This is a genomic window from Pseudomonas sp. R45(2017), from assembly GCF_002112305.1.
GTDB classification, from domain to species: Bacteria; Pseudomonadota; Gammaproteobacteria; order Pseudomonadales; family Pseudomonadaceae; genus Aquipseudomonas; species Aquipseudomonas paraglycinae.
Genome location: NZ_NEHH01000021.1, coordinates 19,603 through 31,856, shown reverse-complemented (window position 1 = coordinate 31,856; position 12,254 = coordinate 19,603). Strand labels below are relative to the sequence as shown.

The 12,254-nt window shown below is 63.0% G+C and carries 12 protein-coding genes; 8 read left to right on the top strand and 4 right to left on the bottom strand.

Annotated elements, in window-relative coordinates; translation table 11 throughout:
• Positions 1 to 24 precede the first annotated feature (24 nt).
• Complete coding sequence (locus CAF74_RS28815; protein ID WP_085748624.1) at positions 25 to 1,374, top strand: type VI secretion system Vgr family protein; 1,350 nt, start codon at positions 25 to 27, stop codon at positions 1,372 to 1,374.
• Positions 1,371 to 2,165: a DUF4123 domain-containing protein gene (locus tag CAF74_RS28810; protein ID WP_085748623.1), complete on the top strand. Its 795-nt coding sequence runs from the start codon at positions 1,371 to 1,373 to the stop codon at positions 2,163 to 2,165. The genes CAF74_RS28815 and CAF74_RS28810 overlap by 4 nt, the downstream gene beginning before the upstream one ends.
• Positions 2,166 to 2,174: 9 nt before the next feature.
• Here CAF74_RS28810 and CAF74_RS28805 read toward each other — a convergent pair whose 3' ends face one another.
• Together CAF74_RS28805 and CAF74_RS28800 are read right to left on the bottom strand one after the other, a co-directional pair.
• A complete protein-coding gene (locus CAF74_RS28805; protein ID WP_085609197.1) occupies positions 2,175 to 3,524 on the bottom strand; it encodes an MATE family efflux transporter in 1,350 nt (449 codons plus the stop codon).
• Positions 3,525 to 3,561: 37 nt separating this feature from the next.
• The gene (locus CAF74_RS28800; protein ID WP_007951010.1) at positions 3,562 to 3,855 is read right to left on the bottom strand and encodes a hypothetical protein; all 294 of its coding nucleotides are present in this window, start codon (positions 3,853 to 3,855) and stop codon (positions 3,562 to 3,564) included.
• A 143-nt stretch (positions 3,856 to 3,998) separates the two neighbouring features.
• Between CAF74_RS28800 and CAF74_RS28795 the strand changes: the two genes are divergently transcribed.
• The 5 genes from CAF74_RS28795 (at position 3,999) to CAF74_RS28775 (ending at position 8,436) form a co-directional block, all read left to right on the top strand.
• The gene (locus CAF74_RS28795) at positions 3,999 to 4,301 is read left to right on the top strand and encodes a MazG-like family protein (RefSeq protein ID WP_011332275.1); all 303 of its coding nucleotides are present in this window, start codon (positions 3,999 to 4,001) and stop codon (positions 4,299 to 4,301) included.
• On the top strand, positions 4,301 to 5,050 hold the full coding sequence (locus CAF74_RS28790) for a methyltransferase (protein ID WP_085748622.1): 750 nt from the start codon (positions 4,301 to 4,303) through the stop codon (positions 5,048 to 5,050). The genes CAF74_RS28795 and CAF74_RS28790 overlap by 1 nt, the downstream gene beginning before the upstream one ends.
• 12 nt (positions 5,051 to 5,062) lie before the next feature.
• The gene (locus tag CAF74_RS28785; protein WP_085748621.1) at positions 5,063 to 5,677 is read left to right on the top strand and encodes a DUF4136 domain-containing protein; all 615 of its coding nucleotides are present in this window, start codon (positions 5,063 to 5,065) and stop codon (positions 5,675 to 5,677) included.
• Between the two features lie 54 nt (positions 5,678 to 5,731).
• Positions 5,732 to 6,289 carry a DUF4136 domain-containing protein gene (locus CAF74_RS28780; RefSeq protein ID WP_007951006.1) on the top strand — a complete coding sequence of 186 codons (558 nt, stop codon included), beginning with the start codon at positions 5,732 to 5,734 and terminating at the stop codon, positions 6,287 to 6,289.
• Positions 6,290 to 6,438: 149 nt separating this feature from the next.
• Entirely contained in the window at positions 6,439 to 8,436 is a 1,998-nt protein-coding gene (locus tag CAF74_RS28775) for a pilus assembly protein TadG-related protein (protein ID WP_085748620.1), read from the top strand.
• On the opposite strand, the gene CAF74_RS28770 is transcribed toward CAF74_RS28775, so the two are convergent.
• Together CAF74_RS28770 and CAF74_RS28765 are read right to left on the bottom strand one after the other, a co-directional pair.
• Positions 8,433 to 11,180 (bottom strand): PAS domain-containing protein, encoded by a 2,748-nt coding sequence (locus tag CAF74_RS28770; RefSeq protein ID WP_085748619.1) that lies wholly within the window; start codon positions 11,178 to 11,180, stop codon positions 8,433 to 8,435. The genes CAF74_RS28775 and CAF74_RS28770 overlap by 4 nt on opposite strands.
• Positions 11,177 to 11,623 (bottom strand): TadE/TadG family type IV pilus assembly protein, encoded by a 447-nt coding sequence (locus CAF74_RS28765; protein WP_085748618.1) that lies wholly within the window; start codon positions 11,621 to 11,623, stop codon positions 11,177 to 11,179. Before CAF74_RS28765 ends, CAF74_RS28770 begins: the two co-directional genes overlap by 4 nt.
• 75 nt (positions 11,624 to 11,698) lie before the next feature.
• Here CAF74_RS28765 and CAF74_RS28760 point away from each other — a divergent pair, with 75 nt between their 5' ends.
• Positions 11,699 to 12,169, top strand: coding sequence for a prepilin peptidase (locus CAF74_RS28760; RefSeq protein WP_085748617.1), 471 nt, complete (start codon positions 11,699 to 11,701; stop codon positions 12,167 to 12,169).
• Positions 12,170 to 12,254: the final 85 nt, after the last annotated feature.

Below are 12,254 nucleotides of genomic sequence, written 5' to 3'. Positions count from 1 at the left end.
CGCCCCCCCTGTAGAGAATTCCCCATGTTCGATCCAGCCGACGAGCCGTTGTTTCGTCTCGATGTAGCGGGCCTGTCCGACTCGCTTGAAGTCCTGGCATTCACGGGTTGCGAAGCCATCAGCGAGCCTTTTGCGTTTGAGATCGACTTGCTGGTCGATGATCCGCATCTGGACCTTGCCGGGCTGATGTATCGTTCGGCGCGCCTGTGTTTCGGGCCTTGCGGCAATGGTGTTCACGGGCAGTTGCACAGTCTTGTCCAGCATGAACAGGGGCGCGACGCCCGGTTGTGCCGGGCGCGGCTGGGGCCTCGGTTGAGTTGTCTGGGCCTGCGCTACAGCCAGCGCATTTTCAGCGACCGCTCCGTGCCGCAGATTCTGGATCAGGTGCTCAGGGAGCACGGTATCAGTGGCACCCGGCGCCGATTTGACCTGCAAGGCGCGTATCCGCCCCGGACGTTCTGCACCCAGTACGGCGAGTCGGATCTGCAACTGGTACAGCGGTTGTGCGGGCAGGCACGCATTCACTATCACTTCGAACATGGGAACCGTGGACATTGCCTGGTGTTCGGGGACGATCCCGCCAGGCTGCCACACGCCGCGAACCTGCGATTCGATTGCGGGGATGGGGAACCGTCGCCAACAGTGCGCCGCTGGCAACTGGGCGAGCATGCCGGCCTGTACGCAGAAGGCTCGCGGCGGACACGTACGGCGCGGGGGCATTCCGATTCGCCAACCCTGCGCAGTGGTCACTGGTTGACGATTACCGGCCAGCCCCTTGCAGAAGCCAATGGGCACTGGCTGGTGAGCCGAATCGAGCATCGAGCCGATCAGTTGCTCGAACCGCCTTACAGCAACCGGATTTTTGCCGCTGACCGGTTGCCGGTGTTTCGATCACCCATTGAACACCTGGGGGCGCGCATGCGCAGCCCGCAACGTGCCTGGGTGGTATCGGTCGAGGAGGCGCAACCGGATGCGGTGCGCCCGGTGGCCGTTCAGTTCGACTGGCTCTATCAGGGGGAAGGGGCCCGCCCCAGCCACTGCTGGCTGCCGCTGGCTCCGGCGTTGGCCGATACGCCGATGGCATCATTGCAGGACGGAGCAGAGGTGGTGGTGAGCTTTCTGGAAGGCAACCCTGAACAGCCGGTGATCAGCGGTGTCTTGCAGATCCCGGCACTCACCAAAGCCATCGAGGATGACGCATCGCCGCCACTGCCCGAGCGTCTGGCGAGCGCGGGCCTGCCTCAATGGCTGAAAGCGGCCGAGCCGTTATTGTTGTTGTGCCTGATACCGGGTGGCGGCAGTTATCGCCATTGCGCGGCGTCATTGTGCAGCTGTCGATTGGTCGGCGGGCTCAAGACGAGCGACGCAAGATGAGTGTTTCGACCCCCGGACAGCGTGCGCAGTGGTTGTTGCTGGACATCGCACAGGCGCCGCAGGCAGTGCAGACGCTGCGCCAGGGTTTCGCCGGTGTGCACAGCCTGAAGCTGTTCGACGGGACGGAGTTTCAACCGGTCAGTGACCAGGGCCCGTGGCTGATCGACCTGCGTGACAGCCCGGCGCTGTCGGCGCTCTGCCACGCCGATCCGCTGACCTGGCAAGGGCTGCTGCTTGGCAGCGAGGCCTCGGCGTCGTTGTTGCGCGAACACTTGCAGCGGATGCTGACCGTGTCCGTCGGTCTGAATCACCGGGCACTGCTCAATTTCTACAATCGCCAGACCGCCAGCTACTTTTTCGATGCCTGCAATGCCCGGCAATTGAGCTGCTGGCTTGGGCCGATCGCATGGCTGCGCTGGTTCGGCGGGACCTGGGCCGATCTGGCCGGCGGCAGTCAGGGCTGGCAGCAACTGCGCAATCCGGGGCTGGCCGTGGAGCCGCTGCGTATCGAGCAAAGCCTGACCCGCCAGCAGCGTGAACGCCTGCACCGTTGCCTGCTGGATCAGCATGTCTGGCGCTGGAGTCAGGCGACAGGGAACGACTATCGGCTGATGTCTTCCTTTCAGGAGCAAGGCCTGGAACTGGGGTTCAGCGAGCAGGCGTTGCTGGACGACTGGTTGTGGCTGCGTTTGCAGCATCCACGTGCCGAACTGACGCCGCTGCCGCAAGGATTGCCCCCACGGGAACGGCTCGAACTGTTGCGTCGGCGTTGGCTCAACGACCCGTCGTGAAGCGCCGCTTCAGTGAGCGGCCCCGTTGAACCAGCCATCGGTGCGCCGCAGCCACCACGCCAGCCCTCCGAGCGTCAGGCTGCGCAGCACCATGAACAACAGGAATGAAATCCACAGGCCGTGATTGCCCAGACCTTGCAGCGCCCAGGCGACCGGCAGCAGCAGGATCACGGTCGCCAGCATGCCGTTGCGCATTTCCCGGGCGCGGGTGGCACCGATGAACAGGCCGTCGAGCAAGTAGCTCCAGACCGCGATCAACGGCAGGACGGCCAGGTAGGGCAGGTAGATGAAGGCGGTGTCGCGCACGCTCTGGATGTCGGTCTGCATTTCGATGAATAAGTGGCCGGCCAACAGAAACAGTGCTGCAAAGCCCAGGCTGGCCAGCAACGACCAGCCACCGGCAACCACCAGCGACCGGCGCAGGGCCAGACGATCACGGGCGCCGATGGCGTGGCCGCACAGGGCTTCGACGGCGTGGGCCAGACCGTCCAGTGCGTGGGCGGTCAGCAGCAGGCCGTTGAGCAGCAGCGCGTTGGCCGCGACCGTGGCATCGCCGAGTCGCGCGCCCTGCACGGTGATCAGGAAAAACACCGATTGCAGGGCCAGGCTGCGGATGAAAATGTCGCGGTTGACCGCCAGCAGCGGGCGCCAGCTCTGCCAGACTTTCAGTGCGGCCCAGGCGATGTGCCCGGGATAGGCGCGCAGTGCCTTGCGGGTCATCCACAGGCCGAGCAGGGCGCCGCTCCATTCGGCGATCACCGAGGCCCGGGCCGAACCGACCACGCCCCAGTCCAGGCCGATCACGAACCACAGGTTGAGCACGATGTTGATCAGGTTGGTGCTCAACAGAATGGCCAGCGGCGCCCGGGCGTTCTGGGTGCCGAGGAACCAGCCGACCAGCGCATAACTGGCCAGCGCCGCCGGCAGCCCGAACAGCCGGGTGTGGAAGAAGTCGCGGGTCAGTTGATCCAGCTCCGCCGACGGTTGCATGAAGTGCAGCGCGACCCCGCTCAACGGTACGCCCAGGGTGCCGAGCAGCAGCGCCAGCCCCATCGCCAGCAGCAGGCCCTGAAGCAGAATCTGCCGCAAGGCCGCACCGTCGCTGCGCCCGGCGGCCTGGGCGGCGAAGCCGGTGGTGCCCATGCGCAGAAAACCCATGGCCCAGGCCAGAAAGGTGTACAGGCTGGCACCTACCGCCACCGCGCCCAGTTGATGGGCGTGGGGCAGATGCCCGATGACGGTGCTGTCGACCAACGCCACCAGCGGCACGGAAATGTTGGAGAGGATCATGGGGGCGGCGAGGGCCCAGACCCGGCGATGGGTCGGGCGGTCGCGCCAGTCGGCGATCAAGTTGGACATGCGGGCTCCTTGGGGAGCGGCATTGTAGCGGGAGGTGTCAGTGAATGATCCAGCTCAGCAGCCACAATCCCAGCAGCAACCAGATAATCCCGGCAATGATTGAGGCATTCATGAACGCGCGGATCGCCGACCACAGCAGCATCAGGCCGACGATCAGCGCGATGATGCTGATGATCGACGTGTCCATGCCCAGCGCCTTCGACAGCCCGTCGACAAAGTTGCCGCCGGCGTTGCCCAGCAGATTGAACAGGCCGCTGAGGCCATCGACGATGAAGCGGATGATCGAGCCGAGCGCCTGGCCCAGCCATTCGAAAAAGCTTTCTACCTGCATGTCTGTTTCCTGATGAAAGAGCTGAGCCTTGGGCCGCAGCGGGTGCGGTCGAGTTCCCTGCAAGCATAGAGGGTTTTAACGGGCGACTGGCGCTTGCCTTCGCGCAGCTTCCCCCCGAAGCTATACGCCTTCAGGAGAGCCCGATGAACCTTGTTGAACTGACCGAACGCCTGCACGCCATTCGCGACCGCAATGACTGGCGGCAATTTCACAGCCCGAAAAACCTGGCCATGGCCGCCAGCGTGGAAATGTCCGAACTGGTGGAAATCTTCCAGTGGCTGACCGAAGACCAGTCCCGCGAACTGCCGGCGGACAAACTCGCCCACGCCGGGCAGGAAGTCGGCGACATCGTTCTCTATCTGTTGCTGCTGTGCAGCGAACTGGGGCTGGACATGAATGAAGTGGTGCGCAGCAAACTCGCCGACAGCGAACGGCGGTTCAGCTGATGAGCGACCGTCATTTCGATCAGTTGGCGACCCGTTTCGCCGAAAAAATCTACGGCGGTGCCAAAGGCGCGATCCGCCTGGCGGTGCTGCAAGCCGACCTCGCCGAAACCCTGCCGGATCGTCCGTTGCGGGTGCTGGACATCGGTGGCGGCCTGGGCCACATGTCGCTGTGGCTGGCCGAGCGCGGGCACGAGGTGACCTTCACCGAGCCGGCCGAGCCGATGCTTGAAGGCGCACGCCAGCGCTTTGCCGACGCCGGGCAAACCGCGACGTTCATTCAGGCGCCCTGGCAGGAACTGCTCGGCCAGCTCACCGAGCCCTACGATCTGGTGCTGTGCCATGCGGTGCTGGAATGGCTGGCCGAACCGCACGCGATCCTGCCGGTGCTGCATCAGTTGACCAAGCCCGGCGGCTGGCTGTCGCTGGCGTTCTACAACCGCGATGCGCTGATTTACCGGAACCTGCTCAAAGGCCATTTCAAGAAAATGCGCAAGAACGACATGGCCGGTGAAAAGCAGAGCCTGACCCCGCAGCAGCCGCTCGATCCACGGGAACTGGCGACGCAACTCGCCGGGTTATGGCAGGTCGAAACCCAGAGCGGGGTGCGGGTTTTCCACGATTACATGCCGGTGGAATTCCAGGCCCGCGCTGAATTGGTTGATTTGCTCGAGATGGAGCTCGCCCACCGTCGTCACCCAAGCTTCGCCGGGCTTGGGCGCTACTTGCACTGGATCTGCCGGCCGATCTGATCGGAGCGAGATATGAAAGGTCATTCAGGGTTACTGCTGATCTGTCTGGGGTTGGCCGCCTGCCAGGGCAGCAACCCTTACGTGGCGCAGTCGCGGCCGTTGCCGCCGGCGCCACCACAAGCGGCAACCACCTTCGACCGCAGCGCTTATCCCGCGCCCCCTCGTGATTACGGTCGCTATCGCAGCTGGGCGTGGCTCAACGGTCAGCTGCCGCCGGGCACCGCCTGGGCGGACTCGGCGCAAGTGGCAGAAGCCGTGAGCAGCGCGCTGGATCAGCGCGGTCTGCGCCCGTTGCATGACAATCGCCCGGCCGACCTGCTGGTCAGTGCCAACCTGAGCCTGGAAACCCGCCTGCGTCAGGTGCAGGACGATTACGGTTACTACGGCGGCGGATACGGTGGTTATGACCGTTACGGCCGCGGTTACGGGATGTACAACACGGTGCCGATCGTTCGTACCTATCAGGAACAGGTCGTGGTGGTGCGGGTCGATCTGTTCGACGCCGGCAGTGGTCAGCCGGTCTGGAGCGCCAGCGCCGAAACCGGCACTCAAGGCAAGCAAAGTGATCGCACCGACGCGATTCGCGAGGCTGTCGAAAAGGCCATGTCGGCGTATCCTCCCAGTTAGCTTCCTGCAATTGAGAAGCTCCCTCAGGTTCATGTCTTCCACCGGAGAAAAACCATGTTCCGCCGTCTCGCTTTACTGGCCGTGGCCGCACTGCTCAGTGCCTGCGCCGCCAACCAGGTCAATCATGACTTCGACGCCAGCCGCGACTTTGCCGCGTACCGCAGCTGGAGCTGGAAAGACCCCGCCCTGCAATACCGCCCAGACGATCCACGGATCAAGAGCGACCTGACCGAACAACGCATTCGGCAAGCCGTCGCCGATCAACTGGATCAGCGTGGTCTGCGCCCGGCCGCCTCGGGCGCCCGAGGCGATCTGTTTGTGCAGACTTACCTGATCGTCGAGGACCGGCAGCAACAGGTGACCACCAACTACGGCGGCGGTTGGGGTGGCCCGTGGAACGGTTATTGGGGCGCACCGATGTACAACGAAACCCGCAACATCACCTACAAGGTGGCGACCATCCAGGTCGATCTGCTCGACGGCAAGGACGGCAAACTGGTGTGGCGCGGCAGCGACGAGCAAATGCTCAGCCGCACGCCGAACCCGGCGGATCGCAGCAATGCCATCCGCGAGACGGTGGCGCGGATCCTGTCGAATTACCCTCCGCGCTGAGCCTGCGCAAACAAAACGGGAGTCCATGGCTCCCGTTTTTTATGGGCGGGTGAAACTGGCGCGTTGCCAGCAGTGTCGGTGCAGCGCGTCTACACTCAAATCCACCAATGGAGGTTGCGCCCGGCAGTGCGCCGGCAAAGGAGTGCGCCATGTCGCGTCATCCGCAATGCGGCGGGCCAGCCCGGCAGCGGGGGGCGATCGGCCTGATGGCGGCCGCCACCCTCAGCCTGGCGCTGGTGTTGATACTGCTGGTGGTGGATACCGGCCGTCTGTATATGGAACAACGCAAACTGCAGCGCCTGGTGGACACCGCCGCCCTGGAAGCCGTCAGCCGTGGCGGCAATTGCCTGCCAGGCCTCACCGCTGCCAGTTACGCGGGGCAAAGCGCGACGCGCAACGGGTTTGTCGCCGATGCCACCAACGTCCTTGTGATCGATTGCGGAAAGTTGGCGACAGCCGCTACCGGCCTGCGCACATTTACGGTGGACGCGACACAATCGGAGGCGGTCAAGGTCGCGGCCAACCGTACCGTCACCACCAGTTTTGCCGGCGGCGTGCAGGCGTTGTTCAGTGGCACACCGGTCAGTCTCAACACCGTGCTTTATGCTTCGGCGGTGGCGGCCAAACCCAAGCCGACCGTCGCTCAGTTGAACATCCGCAGTAACCTGGCCAGCATCAACACCGCGCAATCGAACATCCTCAACCCGCTGTTTTCCGGGCTGCTTGGCGGTAACGTCAACCTGACGGCCGTGGGGTGGAATGGCTTGCTCAACACCGATATCAACCTGCTCAGTTATCTGAACCAACTGGCGATCAACCTCAACGTCGCCGCCGGCAATTACACCCAGTTGCTCAATACCCAGGCCACAGTGACCCAACTGATCCAGGCCGCGATTACGGCTGTGCAGCTCAATGGCGCCACCGCTGAAGTGATTACTGCGCTGGGCCAGCTGCAAGTGGCGGCGATCAATGCCGCGCCGGTAAAACTCGGTGACATCCTGCAATTGCAGACCGGCACCACGGCCGCCGGGCTGGATGCCAATCTGCAGTTGCTGCAACTGGTTCAGGGTGTGATTCAACTGGCCAACAGCAAAAGTGCGGTGGCCGCGACCCTGCCGATCAACGTGCTGGGGCTGGCGAATGTCACAGTGCGGGTCAAGGTCATCGAGCCGCCACAGTTTTCCGCCATCGGAGATCCGGCGCTGGCCAAGGCCAACCCCACCGGGCCGAACCGGATTTATGTGCGCACCGCGCAGATTCGCACGCTGCTTTCGGTAAATCTGCCGGTACTGTCCGGGGTAACCGGGTTGGCCAATGCGGTACTCGGACTGGTTGGCACGCTGACACCGACGCTCAATGCGCTGTTGAGCCTCAATCTGGTCGCTACACTGAATTCGGTCGGCTGCCTGCTCGGCGCCGGTTGTGAACAACTGGACCCGAAGCTGCTGCCCTCGCCGCAGATCGACATCAGCCTGGATGCCGGCGGCGCCATCAGTTATGTCACCGATTACAGTTGCCCGACTGACAACACCGGCACCAAAAGCCTGACGGCCCGCACCATCACCTCGGTTGCCGATCTCAAGGTGGGCAAGATCGATCCGACCAACGCCTTTTCATCTGCCGCCCAACCCACCGTCACACCGTTGCCGCTGGTGGATCTGGGCACGGTGACCTGCCACAAGATTCTGGGGATCGGCAGCTGTGACCCGAGCACTCACGTGCCATACGGCGCCGGCGGCATCGCGATCATGGTCAACACCAGCGTGGCGCAGAACACCCAGAACCTGGTGTTTTCCAGCACCACACCATTCGCCACACCGCCCAACCTGAAACTGCCGCCGAGCGTGATTGCCGCCGCGCCCTCAAGCAACATCGTCAACAGCCTGGCAAGCACCCTCGCCGGGATCAATCTGATCGTCTACAAACCCCAGGGCAGCAACCCGCTGGGGGCGATTGTCACAGGCGTCGCCAGCCTGATCAGCGATGTTACGACGATCCTGCAACCGGTGATCACCGACCTGGTGAGTCCGTTGCTGGATCCGTTGCTGAACAATTTGCTCAAGGGGCTGGGGATCAATCTGATGGATGTCGACGTCGGCGCCAACATGACCTGCGGCCAGACCGGCAAGGCGTATCTGGTGATCTAGTCGTCGGGGGCGATCGGCAGTTCGATGCAGAACCGTGCACCGTCCGCCGAGTTGTGCACGCTCAAGTGGCCGCCCATGTTCTCGATGATCCCGTAACTCACCGACAACCCAAGGCCGGTACCGACGCCTATCGGTTTGGTGGTGAAGAACGGTTCGAAAATCCGCTCCAGCAGACGCGGGTCGATACCGCCGCCGTTGTCCTCGACCCAGAGTCGCACCTTCTGCTCGTCGCGCTCGGCGTAGATCGCAATCCACGGCTTGAACGTTGGGTCGCACTCGCGTTTGCCCAGCAGCGCATCCCGGGCGTTGACCATCAGGTTGATCAGCACCTGTTCAAGCTGATCGACGTACCCGCGTACCTGAACCTCGAACGCGGTCTCGCTGATGCGCAAATCCACGCCTTTGCCGCGCATGCCTTCGGCCAGCAGTGACAACGTGCCTTCGATGGCGCTGGCCGGGTTGAACAGCTGCTGCTCGATCTCGGAGCGGCGACCGAACACCCGCATGTGATCCACCACTTTGGCGGCGCGCTGCACCTGAGCGTCGATGCGATTGAGTTTGTCGGTCAGGTAATCGATCTGCACATCGCCGTTGCTCAGGCGCTTCTGCACGTTGACGATGGCCATGCGCATGACGTTCAGCGGCTGATTGATTTCGTGGGCCAGACCGGTGGCCATTTCGCCAAGGGTGGCCATTTTTGCGCTTTGCGTGAGTTGCTGCTGGGAGCGGCGCACTTCGGTGTTGTCGCGGCCAACGGCTTGGACTTCGATCAGTTTGCCGTGCTCATCGAACACGCCGCGATCCGACCACACCCACCACGCATGTTCGCGCCCCGGCAATTGCAGATTGATTTCGGCGGTGCTGACGGGAGATTGCGGAGTCAACTGCGCCAGGCGCTCAACGAAGGCCGCGCGCTGAACGTCGGACATCCAGCTGCCCAGATCGACCCCGGCCAAGTCTTCGGGAGCGCATTCCAGATAGGTTGCCAGCGGCCGGTTGCCGAACGTCAGGATCAGGTCCGGACGATAGCGGCAGATCATCGCCGGCGAGTCCTCGACCAGAATCCGGTAGCGTTCCTCACTCTGTCTGACTTGCTCGGCAGCCAGCGTCGCTTCGGTAACGTCCAGCCACAGACCGACGGCCTCCACCGGCAGACCGAGGTCATTGCGCAGCAGCCGGGCTTCGTCGAGCAGCCAGTGATAGTCGCCTCGACTGTCACGCATGCGATAGCGGGCGCGCACCGAGCCTTCGCGCAGCAGTTGCCGGGTGCGTTCGAAATACAGGGTTCGATCATCCGGGTGAATCCGCTCTGCCAGTGCACTGGCGTCACAGTCCTCCAGGCTCCAGCCCAGCAGCGGTTGCAGGCTGGCGCTGAAAAACGCCGGCAGCAAGGCGCCTTCGACGTAGTGCTGGACGTAAATCACCGCCGGCGAACTGGCGATCAGGTTGTCCAGCCGCGCATGGGCGGCGGTGGCCAGTTGCTGCTGGTTCTTGATGTCGCTGATGTCGAGCATGAAACCCACCAGCCGCCGATGCTCGCCGGTGCCGGTGACTTGCCCCTGAAGGCGATACCACGCCGGCGTCTGGCTCGCGTCGCGAGCATGCAGGCGCACGCACAGGTCGAGGATTTCCCCGTGCATTTGCAATGCTTGCAGGCGGCTGCGGACCTCTTCGCGATCGGCGGGATGGATCAGTGTCAGCCAAGTGTCGAGCGTCAACGTCGAGCTGTCCTGTTGCAGAGTGGCGGCCAGCGTCGGGGCCAGCTGAATCTGCTCGCTACTGCTGATTTCCCACCAGCCTGTGCCGAGCAGCAACTGCAGTGACTCCAGTCGTTCCAGTTGCAGTTGATGCTGTTGTTCGCGCAAGCGACCGAGCAGGGGCCCGGCCAGTGCGCCCGCCAGCATCAGCCAGTCGCGGTCGGTCAGGTACGGCGCGGTCTTGTCCACCGCGTAAAAACCGCAGAGCAGCCACGCCATCACGCCTCGATCATCGCTGTAGGGCACGGCGAAGCCTTCGGCATTGCCGAACAGGCCCTGGACCCGCGAGTGTTCGTACTGGCCGTAATGTTCACCCAGGCGTTGCGGGCCGGTGCCATTGAGGCTGTCGAGCGGCGTGCCCAGACGCTGGCCGTCATGCCACAGCGCCGGGGCGTCATGGGCGTGGAATTGCTGATGGATCTGCCAGCCCTGTTCCTGTTCATCGAGCAGGGCAAGTGCCAGGCACGGGATCTGCCAGCGCTGGGCGATCACTTGCAATTGTTCGCTGACGAGCATCGGCAATCGTCCCAGGCTGCAGCTTCGCAACTGCTTGCTGATCTGCTCGGCGATCATGTGGCACGCCTCGCGCTGATGCGCTTGCTGGCGTTCGGACAACAGGTCGGCGATGTCGATCAGTTGCAGCAGCCAGCCATTGCCCAGCGGCTGAACCCAGCCGCGCAGTTGCAAGGTCTGCTCGCCGAGGCCGGGGAAGTCCAGATCCAGCAGGTGGCCTTGCCAGTCCTGCGGCCGACCCTCGATGGCCAGCGTGCTGTGCGCCAGCAGGTAGTCGCGCAACGGCAACGGTTTGTCACGGGGCGTCTGTTGCGTCAGCAGCAGGCGTAACGGGCCAGCCATTTGCAATACGCCGCCTTCGCTGTCGAGGTGGATGTGCAGGCCCGTCAGCGGGGTGCCGAGTGCGTCTGGCAAATCGCTGGCGACCATGCCCCGCTTGAGCAGGCGGCCGAGCAGGTTGTCACCCGGGGTCAAAATTTCAGGCTCGAAATGGCGGTCAGGTTGGTGGGCAGGCTGGGGACCGCGCCGATGCCCGGCAACACCAGAAACGGAATGACCTGATTGAGTTTGCTCACCGGGTAATTGACGCTGACGGTGAGCGTGCCCGCCGTCGGGTCATAGACCGTTGACGTATCAGTGCCGACCACTACATTCAGAGAAGGCAGCGTTGACGACAATTGTTGGCTCAGCGCGGCATTGGCGGTGCTGACCACCACGGTTGAATAGTTGGGAATTGTCGGGTCAACCGCCACGGCGCGGCGTATGGCTTCGGCTGTGGCCTGGTTGAACGTCTGCATCAGCACGAACGGCAGGGCATAGCTGACCAGACCGTAAAACACCGCGAAAAAGATCACGAACACCAGGGCGAACTCGATCGCCACCGCACCTTTTTGCGCCTTCCGAGAGCCGGTTTTCATCCGTGCGTCTACCCTGACAGTCACTGCGTAGTATCAGCATAGAATCATTCAGCAAAAACGGACGGTTTTTACCGCATGCAGAGCCTTGTCCTTCTGATCTGGTTGACGGCTTGCGCGGCCCAGGACGCCCGGCAACGAAGGATTGCCAACGTCCTGACGCTGGGTGTCGGGACCCTTGCGCTGGTCTATCTGCTGTCTTTCGGTACCACCTGGATGGGCGCCGAAGCCGGGCAGGGAGGCTGGGCTTGTGTCGTGGCCCTGGCATTCACGTTGCCCGGGTATTTTCTGGGCCGAATGGGCGCCGGTGATGTGAAACTAATGACAGCTCTTGGTCTTGCGACGGACGGCGTCTCGCTGCTCGGGATTTTTATCGGTGCGGGTGCGGCGAGCCTGATCTGGATTCTGCTTGCGCCAAGAGTCTGGCTGCATATGAGTCAAGGGCTTAGGCATCAACTTCGATGTATGGCGCCATCCATGTCAAAAAAGCTGCCATTTGCGCCGTTCGTGCTGATCGGATTTGTGCTTGCACTACCTTGGATCCATTAGTCGCCAAGCGCCACTAGTCTTATGTACATAGTCGGAAAGTGGGTCTACCTTCAAAGTAACGAGTTATACAGCCAGTGGCTGACAG